The sequence below is a fragment of the Micromonospora sp. BRA006-A genome, assembly GCF_033433935.1.
Classification (GTDB): Bacteria; Actinomycetota; Actinomycetes; order Mycobacteriales; family Micromonosporaceae; genus Micromonospora; species Micromonospora aurantiaca.
On the sequence record NZ_JANCLW010000001.1, the window covers coordinates 2,884,404 to 2,903,483 of the forward strand.

The 19,080-nt window shown below is 71.4% G+C and carries 16 protein-coding genes and 2 pseudogenes; 10 read left to right on the forward strand and 8 right to left on the reverse strand.

The window, feature by feature from the left end; genetic code table 11:
- The first annotated feature begins 1,040 nt into the window (after positions 1-1,040).
- On the forward strand, positions 1,041-2,417 hold the full coding sequence (locus NMK34_RS12980; protein ID WP_318333578.1) for an AMP-binding protein: 1,377 nt from the start codon (positions 1,041-1,043) through the stop codon (positions 2,415-2,417).
- A 42-nt stretch (positions 2,418-2,459) separates the two neighbouring features.
- On the opposite strand, the gene NMK34_RS12985 is transcribed toward NMK34_RS12980, so the two are convergent.
- The gene (locus NMK34_RS12985; protein WP_318333579.1) at positions 2,460-2,957 is read right to left on the reverse strand and encodes a cold shock domain-containing protein; all 498 of its coding nucleotides are present in this window, start codon (positions 2,955-2,957) and stop codon (positions 2,460-2,462) included.
- 156 nt (positions 2,958-3,113) lie between these two features.
- On the opposite strand from NMK34_RS12985, the gene NMK34_RS12990 reads away from it, so the two are divergent.
- Entirely contained in the window at positions 3,114-3,776 is a 663-nt protein-coding gene (locus NMK34_RS12990; protein WP_318333580.1) for a 4'-phosphopantetheinyl transferase family protein, read from the forward strand.
- Here NMK34_RS12990 and NMK34_RS12995 read toward each other — a convergent pair.
- Complete coding sequence (locus NMK34_RS12995; protein ID WP_318333581.1) at positions 3,773-5,185, reverse strand: acyl-CoA synthetase; 1,413 nt, start codon at positions 5,183-5,185, stop codon at positions 3,773-3,775. The genes NMK34_RS12990 and NMK34_RS12995 overlap by 4 nt on opposite strands.
- 199 nt (positions 5,186-5,384) lie before the next feature.
- On the opposite strand from NMK34_RS12995, the gene NMK34_RS13000 reads away from it, so the two are divergent.
- The 5 genes from NMK34_RS13000 (at position 5,385) to NMK34_RS13020 (ending at position 8,912) form a co-directional block, all read left to right on the forward strand.
- The gene (locus tag NMK34_RS13000) at positions 5,385-6,050 is read left to right on the forward strand and encodes an HAD-IA family hydrolase (RefSeq protein WP_318333582.1); all 666 of its coding nucleotides are present in this window, start codon (positions 5,385-5,387) and stop codon (positions 6,048-6,050) included.
- Between the two features lie 290 nt (positions 6,051-6,340).
- Positions 6,341-7,282, forward strand: a complete 942-nt coding sequence (locus tag NMK34_RS13005) for an ABC transporter ATP-binding protein (RefSeq protein WP_043322824.1) — start codon at positions 6,341-6,343, stop codon at positions 7,280-7,282.
- The gene (locus tag NMK34_RS13010; RefSeq protein WP_318333583.1) at positions 7,279-8,016 is read left to right on the forward strand and encodes an ABC transporter permease; all 738 of its coding nucleotides are present in this window, start codon (positions 7,279-7,281) and stop codon (positions 8,014-8,016) included. Before NMK34_RS13005 ends, NMK34_RS13010 begins: the two co-directional genes overlap by 4 nt.
- Before the next feature lie 252 nt (positions 8,017-8,268).
- Positions 8,269-8,511 (forward strand): DUF5988 family protein, encoded by a 243-nt coding sequence (locus tag NMK34_RS13015; protein ID WP_318333584.1) that lies wholly within the window; start codon positions 8,269-8,271, stop codon positions 8,509-8,511.
- Between the two features lie 20 nt (positions 8,512-8,531).
- On the forward strand, positions 8,532-8,912 hold the full coding sequence (locus tag NMK34_RS13020) for a VOC family protein (RefSeq protein WP_318333585.1): 381 nt from the start codon (positions 8,532-8,534) through the stop codon (positions 8,910-8,912).
- A gap of 173 nt (positions 8,913-9,085) precedes the next feature.
- On the opposite strand, the gene NMK34_RS13025 is transcribed toward NMK34_RS13020, so the two are convergent.
- Entirely contained in the window at positions 9,086-9,472 is a 387-nt protein-coding gene (locus NMK34_RS13025; RefSeq protein WP_318333586.1) for a hypothetical protein, read from the reverse strand.
- 140 nt (positions 9,473-9,612) lie between these two features.
- On the opposite strand from NMK34_RS13025, the gene NMK34_RS13030 reads away from it, so the two are divergent.
- Positions 9,613-10,617, forward strand: a complete 1,005-nt coding sequence (locus NMK34_RS13030) for a DUF808 domain-containing protein (protein WP_412098875.1) — start codon at positions 9,613-9,615, stop codon at positions 10,615-10,617.
- A 394-nt stretch (positions 10,618-11,011) separates the two neighbouring features.
- Positions 11,012-11,446 (forward strand): hypothetical protein, encoded by a 435-nt coding sequence (locus NMK34_RS13035; protein WP_318333588.1) that lies wholly within the window; start codon positions 11,012-11,014, stop codon positions 11,444-11,446.
- A gap of 691 nt (positions 11,447-12,137) precedes the next feature.
- Here the strand turns inward: NMK34_RS13035 and NMK34_RS13040 are convergent.
- The 5 genes and pseudogenes from NMK34_RS13040 to NMK34_RS13060 all read right to left on the reverse strand — a co-directional run bounded on the left by NMK34_RS13040 (position 12,138) and on the right by NMK34_RS13060 (position 17,969).
- Positions 12,138-15,029: an RICIN domain-containing protein gene (locus tag NMK34_RS13040; protein ID WP_318333589.1), complete on the reverse strand. Its 2,892-nt coding sequence runs from the start codon at positions 15,027-15,029 to the stop codon at positions 12,138-12,140.
- A 192-nt stretch (positions 15,030-15,221) separates the two neighbouring features.
- The gene (locus NMK34_RS13045) at positions 15,222-16,175 is read right to left on the reverse strand and encodes a pectinesterase family protein (protein ID WP_412098950.1); all 954 of its coding nucleotides are present in this window, start codon (positions 16,173-16,175) and stop codon (positions 15,222-15,224) included.
- Between the two features lie 137 nt (positions 16,176-16,312).
- A pseudogene (locus NMK34_RS13050) lies at positions 16,313-16,426 on the reverse strand (IS5/IS1182 family transposase); the annotation flags it as partial.
- 124 nt (positions 16,427-16,550) lie between these two features.
- A pseudogene (locus NMK34_RS13055) lies at positions 16,551-17,756 on the reverse strand (tyrosine-type recombinase/integrase); the annotation flags it as partial.
- A 3-nt stretch (positions 17,757-17,759) separates the two neighbouring features.
- Positions 17,760-17,969 carry a helix-turn-helix transcriptional regulator gene (locus NMK34_RS13060; RefSeq protein WP_030504821.1) on the reverse strand — a complete coding sequence of 70 codons (210 nt, stop codon included), beginning with the start codon at positions 17,967-17,969 and terminating at the stop codon, positions 17,760-17,762.
- Positions 17,970-18,393: 424 nt separating this feature from the next.
- Between NMK34_RS13060 and NMK34_RS13065 the strand changes: the two genes are divergently transcribed.
- Positions 18,394-19,059 (forward strand): hypothetical protein, encoded by a 666-nt coding sequence (locus NMK34_RS13065; RefSeq protein WP_318333590.1) that lies wholly within the window; start codon positions 18,394-18,396, stop codon positions 19,057-19,059.
- The last annotated feature ends 21 nt before the right edge of the window (positions 19,060-19,080 follow it).

Below are 19,080 nucleotides of genomic sequence, written 5' to 3' on the forward strand. Positions count from 1 at the left end.
ATGGTGGGAGTATGGCAGTTGGGCAATTGGGCGGCAAGCCGAGTCGTGTAAAGGATGAGCAAACATGGGTTACTTGTCTCGGGTGACCCGACCGGGGGTGGCGACGGAAAGTCGCCGGCTGGTCCCGTACCGTGACAGAGCGCTCCCATGAGCCGATGGTTCCGCTTATCCGGCCCGCCTGCTGATTGGCGAATGGGCTTTTCCGTGCTAATCCGGCGTCCGGGCGTTGCCGGTCGGTCTCGCCGAGGTGTTCGAAGCCGCCCGCGGTTGCGGCGTGCGGAGACGTCGAGCTGGGCGTCAGCGTCGTTGAACTCGGCGTTCGTGACCCCGCCCGTGCCGATCACGGCGCGGGCGGGCGTGGTGCCGGAAGCTGGTGTGGAGGTGTCGTCCGCCCCCGGGGTGGGGCTGTGGGGTCTGGTCGGGCCTCCGGCAATTGCCGGAGGCGCTCGATTGTTGCGATGTAAGGCATCGATGCCGGAACTGCGGTCGATGCCTGTCCGATCCTGCCGGCGGTCGAGGCTTGGTGTGCGTCGGCAGGCCACGATTCGGACGTTTGGGAGATTCTGCGATTATGTATGAAAAGGAATTATGCATCCGAGTGTCCTGTTGGTTGCGTAGGTCTGCGGTACCATTCGGCCTGAAGGCTGATCTCATGCGGCACGCGTCAATGCGATAAAGTCGTGACGGCGAGCTGCCGGGCATTGAGAAAGACGTTTTCCGATCGATTTTCGCTCGCTGAGGACAAATGCGGTCTCGGCATTGTTCGCCGAGCCGGAGTGAGCGCTCGGGCCGGCCGTTGTGTCCGGACGGACGGGATCCGGTCCTAGCTGGCCAGTAGGCCCGGACAGGGGGATTCGGACTCGGCGGCTAGGGGTTGTGCCCGACGATAGCCCGGCCCTAATTTCGGGGCACCCGGTCTCCACCGTCTGGATAGCCGGACATGGGGCCGTGCAGGCCCGAGACCTGAAGGGTTCTGTGGCCGTCGTGATGTCCCAGCTGCCGCCGCGACTCGTTGCGGCCCCGCGCAGGGGATAGCGGAGATGACACTGCTGCCGGTGCTGCGTGGATTCGGTGCGGATCGGGCCGACACGGTCACGGTGGCCGGAAGAGCCCTCTCCAGCGAGGCCCTGCTGGGCTGCGTCACCGCCGTCGCTGATCGGATCAGGGGCGCGACCGCGGTCGCGGTCGACGGCACACCGACGCTGGAAGCGGTGGTCGGAATGCTCGGCGCCCTCCTCGCCGGGGCGCCGCTCGTACCGCTGCCTCCCGGCGCCGACGAACGCGAACGCCGCCGTATCCTGCGGCAGTCCGGAGCGACGGTGATCCTCGGCCGTGCCCCGTCCGGGGCCGACGGCCTGTCCACGATCCCGGTCGACCTGCGAGAACACGCCTCGACGCGGCATCCCGAGCCCGCCCCGGGCAGCGACGCCGTCATCCTCTACACCGGTGGCGCATCAGGGCCGCCACGAGGGGTGCGCATCTCGCGCCGCGCCATCGCCGCCGACCTCGACCTTCTGGCCCGTGCTTGGCACTGGAGCGAGGAGGACGTGGTCGTCCAGGGCACCCCGCTGTTCCGGGCGTACGGTCTGGTCGTCGGCCTGCTCGGCGCGCTGCGGGCCGGTAGCCGTTTCGTCCACCTCGATGACGCCGGCACCGCCGGGCCGGTCGGCTCCGTGCACCTGGCGTCGCCCGACCAGTGGGCGAGGATAGCGCTGGACGGCCACCGGGCCCGGCCGCTGTCCGCGGCGCGGATCCTCGTTTCCGCGGACGGCCCGCTGGCCCGCGCCGTGGCCGAGCGGCTTCGACTGCTCACCTCGCACCGGCCGGTGCAGGCCTACGGCACCACCGAGACGCTCGTCGCGCTGACCGGGCGGGCCGGCGACCGTACGGTTCCGGGCGCTGTCGGCACCCCCCTGCCCGGCGTCGAGACGCGCGTGCTGGACCGCGAGGACCAGCCGGTGCCGGCCGACGGCCAGTCGGCGGGCGAGCTGAGCGTCTGCGGGCCGACGCTGTTCAGCGGGTACGTCGGCGGGCGGAGCCTCGCCGCCGGTCGCTGGCACGCCACCGGGGACCTGGCCAGCGTGGCCCCCGACGGCACGTACCGGATCATCGGGCGGTGCGGGCTCGACGTGGTGCACAGCCGGGGCCGGCGGATGCCCGCCGGGCAGATCGAGGAGGCGTTGCTGAGCCACCCCGGCGTGCGCGACGCCGCCGTCGTCGGCACGCCGCACCACGCGCTCGGCGAGCAGGTCACCGCCTACGTCGTCGCCGAGGGGGTGACCGCGCAGGTGCTCATCGACCACGTCGGCCGGTACCTCTCGGCGGGCCAGCGCCCCCGGCGGGTGCACTTCGTCGACGAGCTGCCGCGCAGCGCCTTCGGGCGGATCAGGAAGTCCCTGCTGATCGCCGGCGGCTGAGCCGGCCGGACAGCGGGCGGCGGTGACCCGCCCCCGCCACGGTCAGCCCTCCACCCAGCCGTGCCGCCGGGCCAGCTCCAGCATCCTCGCACGTACCGCCACGATCTGCGCTCCGGTCAGGTCCGGCACGGAGGTCACCAGCGCCTCGGTGGTCTCCGCGGAGAAGGCCCGCTCGGAGAGGACGTCGCACAGGCCCTCGTCGTCCTCCGCGCCGCCCGTGGCCTGCCCGCTGTCCCTGCTGCGCCCGCCGCCGACCGTGATGCCGGCCCGGGCGGACAGCCCGGCACCGGCCGTCGGGACGCGATCCGCACCCGGGGCGACGCCGGACACCCGCACCAGCACGGCCTTGGGGCCGCGCTCGGTCTCCACCGCGTCGTACTCGACCGGGACGCCGGGCGTCAGTGCCCACTTGTCGCCGTCGAGCATGTTCGCGTGCACGAACACGTCGTCGCTGCCGTCGTCCGGGGCGATGAACCCGTAGCCCCGCACCTCGTCGAACCGCACCACTTTGCCAGTAAGCATCGCCATTCCCGCGTCCATCCGCCCCAAATCCAGGTGCCCCGCCCGCAGGACCGGGACGGCGCCCAGAGTGGCACCCGTTCCGTGCAGGCCGGCACCCGTACCCGACCCCTATGGTGCACCTGTCGCCGAGGCCCGCCGAGGCGAGGGGTGCCGCAGCGCCTACCATCGGCCAACGTGATCGAGCAGATCCTGCCCCCCACCGTGGCGGTGTCCGAGGCCTTCACCGATCCCGCCGGCGTGACCCTGTTCCCCGAGGAGGAGGCGCTGGTGGCACGGTCGGTGGAGAAACGCCGCCGGGAGTTCACCACCGTGCGGCACTGCGCCCGGCTGGCCCTCGGCGAGCTGGGCCTCGCCCCGGCGCCGATCGTCTCCGGCGCACGTGGTGCCCCGCTCTGGCCGGACGGCGTGGTCGGCAGTATGACGCACTGCGATGGCTACCGGGCGGCGGTCGTCGGCCGTAGGGCGGCGTTCGCCAGCCTCGGGGTGGACGCCGAGCCGCACGCCCCGCTGCCCGACGGGGTGCTTGGAGCGATCGCCCTGCCGGCCGAACGGTCGCGCACCGTCACGCTGGGCGCGGTCCGCCCCGCCGTCTGCTGGGACCGCCTGTTGTTCAGCGCCAAGGAGGCGGTGTACAAGGCGTGGTTCCCGCTCACCGGCCAGTGGCTGGACTTCTCCGAGGCGGACATCGTGTTCGACCCGGCCGGCACGTTCGAGGCCCGGCTGCTGGTGCCCGGTCCGGTGTTCGGCGGGGCCGAGGTGCGGGCGTTCGCGGGCAGGTTCCTGGTCGAGCGGGGGCTGGTGGTCACCGCGATCAGCGTCCCGGCGGTCGCGTCCTAATCGTCTGCGCTGAGCCGCGTCTTCTGCACCTTGCCCAGGGCGTTGCGGGGCAGGGCGTCGACCAGGCGCACCTCGCGTGGTCGCTTGTGCGCCGAAAGGTGCCGGGCCACGAAGTCGATCAGCTCGGCCTCGCCCACCCCGTCGCCCACCACGTACGCGGTGACCTGCTGACCGAGGTCGGGGTGCGGGGTGCCCACCACGGCCGCCTCACGGACCCCCGGGTGCGTCAGCAGCGCGTCCTCCACCTCGCCGGCGCCGATCCGGTAGCCACCGCTCTTGATCAGGTCGGTCGACGCCCGGCCGACGATCCGGTGCCAGCCGTCCGGGTCGACGGTGGCGACGTCCCCGGTGCGGAACCAACCGTCCGGGGTACGGCTCGCCGCGTCGGCGTCCGGACGGTTGAGGTAGCCGTCGAACAGCGTGGGGCCGGTGACCTGGAGCTCGCCCATCGTCGCCCCGTCGGCCGGGAGCGGGGTGCCGTCGTCGCCGGCCAGCCGCGTACGGACCCCGGGCAGCGCCAGCCCGACGGTGCCGGGCCGGCGTGGGCCGTCCGTCCGGGCGCTCACAGTGATCAGGGTCTCGGTCATCCCGTACCGCTCGACGACCCGGTGACCGGTGAGGGTGGCGAGGTCGGCGAAGACCGCCGCTGGCAGCGCCGCGCTGCCCGAGACCAGCAGCCGCGCCGGACGCAGCGCCCGGGCCGCGTCCGGGTCGGCGGCGATTCGGGACCACACCGTCGGCACCCCGAAGTACATCGTGCCGTTGGCGGCGGCGTACCGGTCGGGGCGGGGGCGGCCCACGTGGTGCAGCCGGCCGCCCAGCCGCAGTGGTCCGAGCACGCCGAGCACGAGTCCGTGCACGTGGAACAGCGGCAGGCCGTGCACCAGCAGGTCGTCCGGCGTCCATGCCCAGGCGTCGGCCAGCCCGTCGAGGCAGGCGGCGATCGCGCGGCGGGAGATCACGGCGCCCTTCGGGGCGCCGGTGGTGCCGCTGGTGTAGAGGATCACCGCGGTGCGGGCCGGATCCGGCTCGGGGTGGACGGTGTCCGACCGGCGGGTCAGGTCGACGGGTACGACGGGCCGGCCGGCGTCACCGACGGTGCGTTCCGCGCCGGCCGGGGCCAGCAGCGCCGTCGCGCCCGAGTCGCGCAGGATGTGATCGCGCTCCATCGGCCCGGCGTCCGGCGGGATCGGCACGACCGCCGCCCCGGCCGTCAGCGCGCCCACCACGCCGACCACTGTCTCCAGGGTGGCGGTGGCCTCGATCGCCACCCGGTCGACGCCGCGCAGCTCGTCGGCCACCGCCGTGGCAAGGCGGCGAAGCTCCACCCAGGACGCCGCCCGGCCGTCGACCCGGATCGCGTCCGGGTGCTCGTCGGTGCCCTTCGTCAGCCAGCCCAGCAGCGGCATGGTGCGATCCTCTCAGCGGCCCGGTCCGAGCCCTGCCGGGGGCCGCGACGCAGGTAGGGTCGTGGGGTACCGCCGGATCCGGGTGGGCGAGTGCGCCGCGCCGGTGGGCCGGAAGAACGGTCCTGACCGTAGTCGGGGGTCTCCGCGGCCTGCCACCCCTACCGGCCGTGGCGGTCGTGCGGGCGGGGAGGTGACATCGGTGGTCGCGAGGGCGACGGCGGCACCCGACGGTGTCCGGGCGGTGGTGTTCGACCTCGACGGGGTGCTGGTCGACAGCCTCGCCGTGGCCAGAGAGGCGTTCGCCCTCGCCTACGCCGAGGTGGTCGGCGACGGCATGGCCCCGGTCGAGGAGTACTGCCGCCACCCGGGCCGGTACCTGCCGGAGGTGCTGGAGCTGATGGGTCTGCCAGCGGCGCTCGCCGAGCCGTTCGTGCGGCAGAGCAACCGCCTTGCACACCGGGTCAGCCCGGTCGTCGGCGCGGCGGAGCTGCTGCGCACCCTGCGTCGGCGGGGGATCGGGCTCGCCGTGGCCACCGGCCGCAGCGGCGTACGCGCCCGGGACCTGCTCGGCCGGCTCGACCTGTTGCCGCTCGTCGACCACGTGGTGGGCTCGGACGAGGTGCCCCGCCCGAAGCCCGCGCCCGACATCGTACGGCGGGCGCTGCACCTGCTCGGGGCCCGGCCGGAGGAGGCGCTGATGGTCGGCGACGCGCCCAGCGACCTGGCCAGCGCGCGGGCGTCCGGGGTGACGGCGGTGGCCGCGCTGTGGGGCGAGTCCGACGAGGAGACGCTGCGCACGGCCGGCCCGGACGTCGTTCTGACCCGGCTCGACGAGCTGCTGCCGCTCTGCCCGGCACGGCGGTGACGAGCCACACCGGACCCGTGGACGAGAAAGCCGCCCGGAGCCGCCGCCCGCCCGGACGGACGCCCGGACACCTGGCGTGACCGGGCGACACCCCTGTCGCCGGGCGGCACCCCTGTGGAGGATGGTTTCCCGCATCGACACCCCCGTTTCGTCACCTGATCAGTTGATCGGCGCATCGGTTGCGCGGATGATGTCGGGCGTCGGTCGGCCCGGGTCCGGCCCGTCGCCGCGATCAGCCGAGGGGTCGGCCTTCCCGACGGCGAACCGCACATGAAGGAGGACCACCCCAGATGCCGGTCATCGAGGTCGATCATCTGCAGAAGCGGTACGGCGAGAAGGTCGCGGTCGACGACGTTTCCTTCACCGTCGAGCAGGGCGAGATCTTCGGCGTCCTCGGCCCGAACGGCGCCGGCAAGACGACCACTGTCGAGTGCGTGCAGGGGTTGCGCCGTCCCGACGGCGGGACCGTCCGGGTGTTCGGGCTGGACCCGGTGCGCGACCGCACCGAGGTGCGCCAGCGCGTCGGCGCCCAGCTCCAGGAGAGCCAGCTGCCGGACAAGGTGCGGGTGCGGGAGGCGCTGGACCTGTACCGGTCCTTCTACCGCAACCGGGCCGACATCGACGAGCTGCTGACCGACCTCGGCCTGGCCGAGCAGCGCAACACCTACTTCCAGAAGCTCTCCGGCGGGCAGAAGCAGCGACTGTCGGTGGCCCTGGCGCTGGTGGGCAGGCCGGAGATCGCCATCCTCGACGAGCTGACCACGGGCCTCGACCCGCAGGGCCGCCGGGACACCTGGGATCTCGTCGAGCGGATTCGCGACCGCGGCGTCACCGTCGTGCTGGTCACCCACTTCATGGAGGAGGCGCAACGACTCTGTGACCGGATCGCGATCATCGACAAGGGGCGGATGGTGGCCATCGACAGCCCCGCTGGACTGCTCGCCCGGGTCGGCAGCGAGCACCGGGTGCACTTCCGCCCGGCGGAGCCGGTCGAGGACGCCCTGCTGCTCGCCGCGCCCGACGTGACCGGGGTCAGCCGCTACGGGGCGGAGGTGACGGTGACCGGCACGAAGGACGTGCTCCAGTCGGTCCTGGCAGTGCTCAACGGGCGCGGGACGACCTACACGGACTTGCGGGTCGAGCAGCCCACCCTCGACGACGCCTTCGTCGCCCTGACCGGCCGCGGCGGCCGCGCCGCCGCACAGTCCCCGACCGACGGGAGGTCGTCGTGAGCGCCCTGTCCAAGCTGATCGCCGTCGAGACGAAGCTGTTCCTCCGGGAGCCCGTGTCGTTGTTCTTCGTCTTCGCCCTGCCGATCGGCCTGATGCTCGTCTTCGGCCTGCCGCAGCGTGCCGGTACCGCCGCCGACACCGGCCAGCACGCCGAGCAGACGTTCCTGCCGTCGCTCGCGCTGGCTCTCACCATCGGCATGCTCGCGCTCTTCACCCTGCCGATGGCGCTGGGCATCTACCGGGAACGCCGGATCCTGCGCCGTCTGGCGACCACCCCGGTGCAGCCCGCGCTGCTGCTGGTCGCCCAGGTCGTGGTCAACCTCGTGATGGGCGTGCTCGGTGCGGTGGTCACCTCGATCGCCGTGCGGTTCCTGCTGGACCAGCCGGCGCCGGCCAACATGCCCGGGTTCGTGCTGGCCTTCCTCCTCGGGGTCGCGTGCCTGTTCGCCGTCGGCCTGCTGATCGCGGCGCTGGCGCCGTCGGCCAGGGCGGCACAGTCGATCGGCCCCGCGCTGTTCTTCCCGCTGCTCTTCCTGGCCGGCGCCTGGCTGCCCCGCGACCGGATGCCGGGTGCCCTGGCGGCCGTGGCCGACTACTCGCCGCTCGGCGCGACTGTCGACACCATCGGCGCTGCGTGGGCGGGGGCCGACCCCGAGCTGCCGCAGCTGATCGCCCTGGCCGTCACGGCCGCCGTCGCCGCCCTGGGGGCGACGCGGTTCTTCCGCTGGGAGTGAGCCCGCCTCCCGACCGGGCTGGTCCGGGCATCGTCGCTGCCCAGGGCCGTTTCTAGGGGTGCGCTAAGGGTGCTCACGAAATGTGATCTGCACTACGTTCGGAGCTGAACGGGTGGCCGCTCACCGGACAAGGACGTTCGACCGCGGAGCGTCCGTTCACCCGGCAACGGGTGTCGTTGGACCTGTGTGGACCGAGCCGCGTCGCCCCTGCGGCGGCTCGTGGGGTGTGCGGAATGCGACGGAGGTCGTGCCATGAAGGACGTTTCGCAAGCTGATCCGGTCGCCCGGGACGCCGCCGGCGTCATCGATGTCGTCCTGGAGGGCGGCCCGGCCGGCCTGCCGGCCGATCTGCGCAGCCGTCGGGTGTCCAGGGCCGAGAGGAAGATCAAGATCCTGTACTACGGCGGGTACGAGCACTTCGAGCGGGGCACCGCCGCCACGACGGTCGAGCCGGTGGTCTTCCGCTGGACCGGCCGGACCCGGATCGCCGAGTAGCGAAGGGACGCAGCAGTCTCATGCGGGCACAGGACAAGCGGACGGGACCGCACCTGACGGTCAGCGACACGAGCGAGGCGATCGCCTTCTACACGGACGTCTTCGACGCCGTGGCCATCCAACGGGAGTGCCTGCTCGACGGGCATGTCGTGCACGCGGAACTGGCCGTCGGCGGTCATCGCCTGATCGTGAGCGAGTGGTGGGAGGCGGGCGACCCGTCGGTGGCCGCGAACCGTGACGAGGTGTTGACCATCGAGCGGACGGACCCCGAGTCGGTGCTGCGGCGGGCGGTGGCCGCGGGCGCCCATGTCGAGCCGCCGGCTGCCCCGTCGCACCAGGTCACGTTGCGCGACCCTGCCGGCCTCTGCTGGACCGTCGTCGGCCCGCAGCGGACGGGGTAGGGCGAGTCCCGGCGTACCCGGGACAGGCCGCGGGAATCCGTGCGTACGGCGCGGGTTCCCGCGGCCTGTCCGGCGGGACGTCGCCGGAGTCCGCGCGGTGCGCGGCACCTGGGTGCTCCTCCGGTCTCCTGGTCAGCCGCGCGGCGGTCCCGCCGACAGCCCGGCTTCCGCCGTCAGGTCCTGAGTCGTACGCGGGCCGGCGGGGGCGACGATCTGCGGTGCCGGGTCGGCTGCGCGCTGCCGGTCGACGGCGAGCAGACCGTGAGGGTGGGTGCGGTGACGTCGTCGCCGCGTAGGTGGTGTGGTGTGACGGGGTTGGCGCCGGCGCCTTGCATCGGGACGAAGCCGCAGACGAGGCATTGGTGGCGACGAGGTGTACGCCGTCGTGGACGAGGGTGAGGCAGCGGGTGTGGCCTCGCATCCGCAGCGGCGTGACGAGGACGCCGTCGGGGGGCGAGCCGGTCGGTCCAGGCGGGTGGGATGTCGCTGGTCTCGACGGTGACGATGATGGCGTCGTACGGGGCGGCCGCCGCCCATCCTTCGTCCGCGTCGGCGTGCACCGCCGCAACGTGCGGGTAGCCGGCGGGGTCGAGGGCGGTGCGGGCGTGGGCGATGAGCGAGAATGGGTCGGTTCGAACTCTGCGTAATCCTGGAAGGACCCCTTCCCTTGGCCGGTGGACTCGTAGCCCTGCTGGATGACGTGGCGGTGCTGGCCCGAGCCGCTGCCGCGTCGATCGATGACATCGGGGCGGCCGCCGCGAAGGCCGGCGCCAAGGCTGCGGGCGTCGTCGTCGACGATGCTGCCGTCACGCCGCAGTACGTACGGAGCCTGGCGGCCGAGCGTGAGTTGCCGATCATCAAGCGCATCGCCCTGGGGTCGCTGCGCAACAAGTTCTTCATCATCCTGCCGGCAGTGCTGCTGCTCAGTCAGTTCGTGCCCTGGCTGCTCACTCCGATCCTCATGCTCGGCGGCGCCTACCTCTGTTACGAAGGTGCGGAGAAGGTGTGGGCCAAGATCGCCCATCACGATGCCCACGGCGCGGGCGAGGAGAAGGTGCAGGACGAGACGACACTGGTGTCCGGGGCGGTACGAACCGACCTGATCCTCTCGGCGGAGATCATGGTCATCACCCTCAACGAGGTGATCGATGAGGCGTTCTGGTCCCGCCTGGTGATCCTGGCTGCCGTCGCCGTCGTCATAACCGTTCTGGTGTACGGCGTGGTGGCCCTGATCGTGAAGATGGACGACGCCGGGCTGCGCCTGTCGCAACGTTCCGGCGCCGTCGCCACGTTCGGCCGCGGTCTGGTGAGGGCGATGCCGGTAGTCCTCACCGTGCTGACGGTAGTCGGCACCGCGGCGATGCTGTGGGTGGGCGGGCACATCCTGCTGCTCGGCACGAACGAGCTCAACCTGCACTTCCTGTACGAGGCCGTGCACCACGTGGAGGTCGCCGCCCACGACGCCACGGGTGTTCTCGGCGGGCTCGTCGGCTGGCTCGTCAACACGGTGGCCAGCGCGATCCTCGGACTGATCGTCGGAGCGCTGGTCGTGCTGGTCATGACTCTCACGCTCCACCGCCGCAGGTCCAAGCCTGCGGCTGCGACTGCGGCGGCCACGCCTCGTCCCGACGGCATCATCCCCGCGCCGCCGAACCGTGCAGCTCAGCGGCGCGACGCTCCTGCGGACCGAGCGCCGCGCGGTTGACCGCAAAATCATCGCAAACCCGACCACGGGGCCAGGCGCTCTGGTGCCGAACCGCGCTGGGTACTCCAGCCGCACATGGTGGAGTCAGAGCCTTCGCTGGTGGTGGGCCCGTCTTGGCGCGGTACTGGTGTCGTCGTCGCCATCGTGACCCAACGACTCAAAGACTGCGACCTCGGCCGCGTCCCCGCAGCCACCTGGACCAAAGCTGGAACTGACCGTGGCCGCGGTCGGGGGAGTGCCGGTCACCTTGGCCGAGGCTCCCCACAGCTCAGTCGACAGACCGAGGCGGTACCCGACCTGGAGCCGGACTGCCCCTTCCGTCCTTAGGGTGGTGGGAGCCGCCCCTGCAGCGGGCCGGCCGTCCGTCCCTCGTTCACGCCACGGGAGAGACACCATGACCTCCACGTTTGCCCGACGGTTGACGGGCGCGGTCGGCCAGGTCGCGTTGGGCGCGATGCTGCTCGTTGCCGGCATCGCCCACCTGACAGTCGCGCGCCAGGAGTTCTTGGCGCAGGTGCCCTCCTGGCTCCCGCTCGACGCCGACTTCGTCGTCGTCGCCTCCGGAGTTGTCGAGATCTGTCTCGGGCTGGCCATGCTCGCGGCTTGGAGACAGCCTGTACGCGGCCTCACCGGAGCGGTCGTAGCCGCCTTCTTCGTCGCGGTCTTCCCGGGCAACATCGCTCAGTTCACCGAAGGGCGTGACGGATTCGGCCTGGACACCGACGCGGCACGGGCGGTCCGCCTGCTCTTCCAGCCGCTGCTCGTACTCTGGGCGCTCGCCGCCACCGACGCGGTTTCCGCGCTCCGCTCACTGCGCCGTAGCCCCTGACACACGAACCGAATCCAACGGCATCCGTTGCACTCGGACGCCGGGAGTGGCTTCCGCCTGTGCTGACACCGCTGTGTCCGTCCTGGCGGGGGACTCGGTGAGTTCTGGCGGCCCTCGTCCCCCGCCAGCCCGACGAACAGCTCGTCGAGGCACTGGTGCCAACCCCGCTGCTCGTCGCGGTACCGGAGCCGGCGCCGCTGCCGGCCCTGCCCGCGCCCGTCGCCCGCTGTGGTGATGGCGTGCTGTTCGACGTGGGCCGCCCGGACGCCGCTGGCCGGGTCACCGCTCGTGGGCTGCTGCGGGCGTTGGGCCGGAGACCGGGCCTCATGCTGCACGTCGACGTCGTGACCGGCGCAATTCTGATCACCCTTGCCGCCGATGGCGCGCACGGCGCGCCGGCGATCTCATCGCCGCCGCCCGCGCCTTCTACAACCGGGCCATCGCCGACGGCTACCTCACCGCCGTGGACAGCCCTGCCCACCGAATCCGCAAACCCCGCCGGCTGCCCGACACCCGCCGTGCCCTCACCCGCACTGGCTGACCGAGCATCCGACGGCTGCCGCCTCGGCGGGCAGGGTGGTGGCGACGGTGGCGGCGACCAGTCCCACGGTGACCGCCACCGTCACCGCCTTGACCTTTCAGGGCGCGCGCATGGTGGTCCCTCCCGTGCTGACGAGGTGGTCGATGTCGGTCATCGGGCCAGCCCGATCGTGCGACCGCTCCAGCTCTTCGGGCTGGTGGCAGCGACGCCGCCGACCTGGGCGAACGGCAGCGCCGTGGTCGGTACGGCCTCCCGCTGGATCAGATACGCCGTGCCGGCCTGGGCGGGGACGGCGATCGTGGCGCCGGTCTGGCCGCTCAGCACGGTGGTCCCCGATCCGGTGACGACCGACACCCGCTGGCCGGGCCACGGGTTGCGGACGGTGACGGTGCCGGTCGCGCCCGCGTCGACGGCCACCGTGACCAGGTCGCCGCCGCGAATCTGCACGTACGCCTTGCCCCTGTGCGGGATGTGGACGGTGGCGTCGACGTCCCAGCCGCTGGGCCAGCCGGGCGCGACGCGCACGGTGCCGTCGTAGCTCTGCACCACGCCTTCGCCGACGGCGGCGGCAGTGACCCCGAGCTGCTCCAGGTAGGGGGTCTCGGGCTGCTGGTTCCAACTCGCCATGCCGCTGGGGAAGACCTGGTACTTGGCGATGTTAGCGCTTAGCGCGGTGCGCATCTCGTCACCCAGGCCCAGCCGGGCGGCGTGCAGCGCGTCGTAGCTCCAGATGCTCTCCGTGACGTAGCTGCGGTGGGCGAAGGTGCGCTTGGCCAGTTCCGACTGGTTGCCGGTGTCACCGATGAGGTTGTAGGGCCACACCGGTTCCAGCCCGAGGTTCTCCACGTTGTGCTTGGTCGCGGTGGGCTGCGCCGACAGCGCGAGCATGGTGGTGCCCGCCGCGTCCGCGGACGGGCCGAGGACCTGGGTCTGGGTGGCGTGGTCGGTCCGCGGCAGCGGACGGATCTTCGGGATCGCCGCCCGCAGTCGGGTGACCAGGTCCGCGTCGACGCCCAGGGTCTGCGCGGCGGACACCACCACGGGGAAGAGGGCCTGCATGGCGGCGACGTCGGTGATCGGGTCGTTCACCGCCCACTGGGTCTCGTGGGCGTTGGAGGTGGTGTGCAGCAGGCCGTCGGAGCCGGTCCTGGCGTGCGAGAGCAGGAACCGGGCCGCGCCACTCATCACCGGGTAGTTGGCCGACAGGAACGACCGGTCGTCGGTGGCGAGGTAGGTCTGCCAGATCCACAGACCGATCTCCGCGCCGGTGGTGACGGTCTGCGAGTTGTACGAGGGTGCGATGGTCGAGTCGCACGACTCGTTGCCGGGGAACCAGGTGCCGTTGCCGTTGAACCGCATCGTCTCCGGCACGCAGAGGCCCTGCCGCCCGGGGTAGTGCGCGCTCGTCCACGCGGCGATGGCCGACACGTTGTTCCGGTACAGGTTGAAGATCGGCACGTTCTGGGCGAAGGCGCCGGCGCTCAGGTTAGCCTGCACGAACATGCGCAGGTTCCAGAACCAGTAGCCCGCCGGGTACCAGGGCTGGTGGTCCTGGCCGAAGCTGAACAGGTTGGCCACGCCGGCCTGGGTGCCCGGGATGGAGTCGCGGTTGCTCGCGGCGATGTTGTACAGGTACAGCGTCCGCATGTTCTCGACGTACTCGCCGGACCCGTCGGCCGACGTGATCTTGATGAGCCCGACCGAGCCCCAGTAGTTGTGCCACCAGGTCAGATGGGCGGCGGCCAGGTCCGTCGAGCTCCGGGTGAGGTCGCCACCGATCAGGTTGGTAGCGGTGGTGAGGGCGTTGCCGCCGGTCCAGCGGGGCGAGGCCACGATGACCCAGTACGAGCCGTCGGCCTTGGGCTGGAAGCTCACCTGGCCGGTCCGTGAGTCCGGGGTCGACGCGGTGACGTTGCGTCCGGCCGCGCCGACCGCGGCCAGCGAGCCGAAGGTCTGCCCGGAGGTGCCCCCGCCGCAGCAGTCGCTCCACGTCTCCGACAGCGCGGCGACCGATCCGGACGCCTGCGCGGTGGGGTTGCGCGGGCTCCACAACTTCACCTGCGCGCTCTGCGTGCTGTTCGGGTCCGCGCCGGTGACGTCGACGACGAGCTGGGCGGCGTCCGCGCGCACGTACGCGGTCATCGTCATGCCGCCGCCGGACGCGCGCATCGTGCCGTCGTGGAGATCCAGCGAACCCCGGTAGTCGGCGGCGCCGGTCAGCCGGCTCAACCCGGGAATGACCACCCAGCCGGGCGACTTGCGGTCGGGCAGCGTGTCGTTGCGGTTGAGCTGGGCGGTGAACCCGTTCGCCGCCCAGGCTGCCACGCCCAGCGACCCGTTGCCGAGCGGCACGGACTCGCTGGCTTTGGTGTTGGGCCGGTTGAGCACGACGGTGGACCGGCGTACCACGTCGGGGGTGTCGACGACGAAGCGGCCGGCCTGCCACGCGGTGGTGCGGGCGGCCGGGGTGGGGTTCACGTCGCCGACGCGGACGAGTCGCCACTGCTGGTTGGTCCGGTCCGCGTCGCTGTTCTGGACCACCTTGCCGCCGTTGGCGGTGGAGCTGCCCTGCACCTCGACGGCCTTGCCGCTGTGCCGGTTGATCAACCGGGTCTGGCCGTCGCTGGAGTCGGCCAGCCGGAACTGCTGGTTGGCGGTGTTGCGGTCGGTCCACTGCACGATGTCCGTGCCGTCGGACGTCGACCAGCCGGCGTTGTCGAGGACCTTGCCGGAGTGGCGGTTGAGCAGCCGGTAGAAGCCGCCACCGGAGTCCAGGAACCGCCACTGCTGGTTGTTGCTGTCACCCCGGGTCCACTGCACCACGGCCGCGCCGTCGGTGGTGGCGTAGTTGTAGTCGTCCATCGCCTTGCCGCTGTTGCGGTTCACCAGCACGTACCATCCGTTCAGGTCGTCGGCCGCCGCCGATGCTCCGGTCGGGCCCAACCCCACCAGAAGCCCGGCCGCCACGAGCGTCGCGACCGCGCCGGCCAGCACGCGGCGCAGTCGATGCCGGGTCCGGCCCCGGTCGCCTCTACCCACCATGACGTTCCTCCTTGTCGAGTTCCGCGAGATCCGGCCGGCCGCGCCGGTGGGGCCGGCTTCGGTGACGTCGTCGTCCGGGCACGGTGTGGCCACCCGGGGATCCGGGGCGGCCACACCGTGCCGTCCGGGCCGCTCAGGCCACGGATGGGAGCGGGATCAGGCGCCGGTCGGACGCGACGCCGGACCGGTACGTCACATCGGGTTCCAGCCGTCGCTGCCGGCCAGGTACCTCTGCGGGGTGTAGTTGGCGGCCTGCGCGTCGCTGAGCTGGGGACGGTTGCCGTTGACGGTCGCGCCGGGGCCGGTGTTCCGGTATTCGAAGAAGCGGGCGTTCTGCCAGGTGGAGTCGCCCATGTTGGTCCACGGCTGGCTGGTCTTGATGGCGCTGCTGAGGGTCGACTCGCGGTAGAGCACCTGGGCGCCCTGACGCCAGGGGCGGCCCAGGTTGGTGTTGTTGCTGCCGGAGCCGGTGATGGTGGACCGGTAGAACAGGAAGCCGTAGGTCTTGGCGCTGTCGGTGCTGGCGGCGGTCATGGTGCCGCCGGACGAGCGCTTCTCGTGGATGGTGGAGGCGTTGAAGACGATCGTGCCGCCGCCGAAGATGAAGTCGGTGGAGCCCTCGATGTACGAGTTGACCACGTAGGCGCGGGTGCGGTCGTTGACCAGGAACGTGTCCTGGTCGCCGAGGAGCCGCACGTTGCGCAGCACCGCCCGGTCGGCGTTGAGGTGCAGCGCCACGGCCTGGTCACCGGTCTCGTAGGTGTTCTCGTCGTAGTCGTTGGAGATGGTCAGGTTCTCCGCGACGAAGTTCGCCCCGTCGACGAACATGCTGGCGCTGCCCGAGGTGCCGCTGGTGTGGGCGGAGTTGTTGTAGACGATCGTGGTGTTCGACGGGGACGAGCCGAGGCCCTGGAAGGTGATGTTCGGCTTGTTCGACGGCACGCGCACCACCTGCCGGTAGGTGCCGGGCTTGATGGTGATGACCCGCCGGGTGGTGTTGTTCGCGGGCACCGCGTCCACGGCCTCCTGCACCGTGCGGTAGGTGCCGCTGCCGTCCGCGGCCACCGTCGGCCTGCCGTTCGGCGGCGGGGTGGTGGTGGGCGGGTTGGTGGGGGTGCTGCCGATCGCGTTGAAGCGCCACTGCATGCGGGCGATGTCGGAGCAGGGTTCCTGGACGATGGGGTTGTTGCCGGCGGTGGAGCCGTCCTTGTTGGAGACGCAGAGGTTGTTGAAGTTGCTGCGGATGAGGAACTTGTCGCCGATCTGCCAGCAGCAACGGTCTCGGGGTCGAGGCGTCGCCACCSKGARCGTTGCTGCTGGCGGCGGGTTCGGATGAGGGCGGCGAGGTGGTTCAGGCTGCGGGTGGACAACGGAATCGCGGCAGGGTAAGACAGCACAGCGAGGCTCCCGGTTGGGGCATCTGATCTTGGTCGATTGCTGTCTTACCGGGAGCCTCGTCCTACCTGGACACCGGCCTCCCACACCGCCCGTGACCTGCGCCGTCACGATGAAAATGGCTCGGTGTGCATCGTTCTCTCCTGGCGACGATCCTTGGTTGCTCGGGTGGCTGCCGAGCCGTTCGAGGATGCCGGACACGTCTGGGGCTTGTACCGGCTTGGCGATGTAGTAGGTGCCGGTGACCTCCTCGCTGGAGTGCCCGAGTTGCGCTGCCGCGCTCTTGGTATCGATCTCCTCCTTGATGAGGGTGGCGACGGTCTTTCGGAAGGTGTGCGGGGTGACCCAGTCGAGGTCGGCTTCGGCGCGGGCCTGGCGCCACTGACGGCGGACGTTGTTGGGGGGAGAGCCAGGTGCCTCGTCGGGAAGCGAAGATCGCGTCGTGGGGGTTGTCCGCGGCAGTGAGTTTGCGGGCCATGAGCATGCCGACCGCGAACCGGGGGAGGACGACCCTCCGTTAGCCGGCGTCGCTCTTGGTCCAGGGCTGTCGGAAGAAGCCCTGGCTCTTGATGAAGACCAGCGTTCCGCAGATCGTCAGGGTTGGTCGTTCGGCGGCGAGGTCCAGGTCCTCCCGGCGGAGGGCCAGGATCTCGCCGATACGGGCGCCGGTGGCGAGCATGAGGTCGACGACGTCGGCCAGGTCGCCGCTGTGCCGAGGCCCGGGCTTACCAGGGATCGGTCGCTGCCAGTCGCGGATCGCCGTACGGACGGCTTGGAGTTGCTCGGCGGACAGGACGACGACGGTGCGGCGGGGTTTGCGGAGTCGGCCGGTGTCGCGGACCGGGTTGGTGGGATGACGCCGTGGCGTACGGCCAGAGCGAACATCTGACTGAGTACGACCTTCACGCCTTTGGCGGCTGAAGGGCGGTCCTTGGCGATGTCGCGCAGGAACCGGTCCAGGCGTCCGACGCTGGCTTCCCGGATTCGGAGGTTGCCGAGGGCTGGCAGGATCGAGGTGCGGACGCTGGTCGCGTATCGGTGGATGGTCTGTCGCGCGATGCGCTCCTCGGCGGTGATCTCTTCGACCCACAGTTCGGCGAGGGCGCTGATGCGCGTTCCGCGGGTGATCTCGTCGTCGGTGGGGGTGGCACGGTCGCGGAGTTTGACCTTCATGGCCCGTTCGGCGGCCGGGCCTGTGGTGTCGGTGGCCTCGATGTCGCGAGTGATGCCGTCGTAGTCGCGGAACCGGGCGCGTGCCCGGAATCTCTTCGGACCGAGTTTCTCGATCCGGATTTTTCCGGAGGTGCCGATGGCCAGTTCAGGTCGGGCCATGGTTCACCGCTCCGCGTCGGTGTGGTCTTCGAGCCAGCGCTCGACCTCGCTGCGCCGGTAGCGCAGGGTGTTGCCGACGCGGATGGCGCGAGGGCCCTTGCCTCGGCTGTGCCAGGCGTAGAGGGTGTTCTTGGGCTTGCCCAACCAGGCCGCGAGGTCGTCGATGGTCAGGAGCGGGTCTGGCCGCCATTCGGAGGCGGCGGGGCCGTTCATCGCCCGTCCAGGACGTCGGTCGAACCGGGCTGCCAGCGCCGCGTCGTGCGGTTGGCAGTCGGCCGGCGTGCGTCGGCACCTGGTCTGAATTCCGGGCCGGTTCGGGGTCGGGGCGGGCATGGATCATGCTTCCTTTCGTTGGCCCGGCGCTGCTGGGGCTCCAGGCGGCCCAGCGTGAGTCACCCACAGATAGCAATCCACCGCCGTCCGTCTTGAAGCATCGCAACTCGCAGGTATCGAATTTGCCGCTGGGCGAGCGCGTTCCGTCGGCCTGGCCCCCGCACCCGAGCCGCTTCCGGTCCGACACCGCCTTTGTGCAGCAGCTCCGTTCATCGGCTCAGTCAGTACCCGTGGATCGAGTTCGCAGGCCGATGACTCCCGCTCATGGCCGATGAGGGCGCAATCGGTTGTTACGGTCGGCTGGGTGGGCAGGTCGACCTTGCTCGTCGCCGCGAGCGCTGTACTGGAGCCGGTGCTGGACCGTGCGACGCCGTACCACCTGCCGCACAGCACCCAGGTCGCCGGCTACGCGGTGATCTACGGCGGCGACGACAGGTACGTGGGGAACCTCTTCCTGGGCGGCGACCCGGACGCGGCCTACGGCGCGGGCGCGGAGGGCGAGGGGCCGCCGCTGGCCGGCACCGCCGGATACGACGGGCATCCGGCGTCGTTCGCCGAGTACCTGGCCCGCCTCGCCGCCCAGCCGCCGAGCGACCAGCAGAAGTACGTCGAGGTGAGACAACCGGTGTACGTCCGCGCGAACACCTACGCCGCCGGCGCCCGGCCGTTCGAGGGTGAGCACGAGCCACTGGTGCTGGGCGCCGCGTCGGCGGCAGTCGTAGCCGAGGGCGACGCGGTCTGGCTCGTCACCGATTTGCCCGAGGCGTTCGACGAGGCCCGCATCGGTGTGGTCACCGGCCGGGACCTGGAACGGGTCCGGTGCGCCGACGCGGAGTTCGAGGAAACGGACGGCAGCCCCGCCGTCATGGACGTCGACCTCACGGGCGAACTCCGGCAGCCGGACCGGGACGGCGCCGTCGGCCCGATCGCGGGCCTCGCGTCCGGGGCACACCGTACGCGCGTGTTCTGACGACGACGGACCCGCGCGGAC

Excerpts from the sequence above, each read along its gene's own strand:
- NMK34_RS12985 (WP_318333579.1), bottom strand. The coding sequence starts at position 2,957 with ATGGACGCGGGAATGGCGATGCTTACTGGCAAAGTGGTGCGGTTCGAC.
- NMK34_RS13005 (WP_043322824.1), top strand. The coding sequence starts at position 6,341 with ATGCCGGTCATCGAGGTCGATCATCTGCAGAAGCGGTACGGCGAGAAG.
- NMK34_RS13035 (WP_318333588.1), top strand. The coding sequence starts at position 11,012 with ATGACCTCCACGTTTGCCCGACGGTTGACGGGCGCGGTCGGCCAGGTC.
- NMK34_RS13045 (WP_412098950.1), bottom strand. The coding sequence starts at position 16,175 with ATGCAGTGGCGCTTCAACGCGATCGGCAGCACCCCCACCAACCCGCCC.
- NMK34_RS12980 (WP_318333578.1), top strand. The coding sequence starts at position 1,041 with ATGACACTGCTGCCGGTGCTGCGTGGATTCGGTGCGGATCGGGCCGAC.
- NMK34_RS12995 (WP_318333581.1), bottom strand. The coding sequence starts at position 5,185 with ATGCCGCTGCTGGGCTGGCTGACGAAGGGCACCGACGAGCACCCGGAC.
- NMK34_RS13015 (WP_318333584.1), top strand. The coding sequence starts at position 8,269 with ATGAAGGACGTTTCGCAAGCTGATCCGGTCGCCCGGGACGCCGCCGGC.
- NMK34_RS13040 (WP_318333589.1), bottom strand. The coding sequence starts at position 15,029 with ATGGTGGGTAGAGGCGACCGGGGCCGGACCCGGCATCGACTGCGCCGC.
- NMK34_RS13060 (WP_030504821.1), bottom strand. The coding sequence starts at position 17,969 with ATGAACGGCCCCGCCGCCTCCGAATGGCGGCCAGACCCGCTCCTGACC.
- NMK34_RS13020 (WP_318333585.1), top strand. The coding sequence starts at position 8,532 with ATGCGGGCACAGGACAAGCGGACGGGACCGCACCTGACGGTCAGCGAC.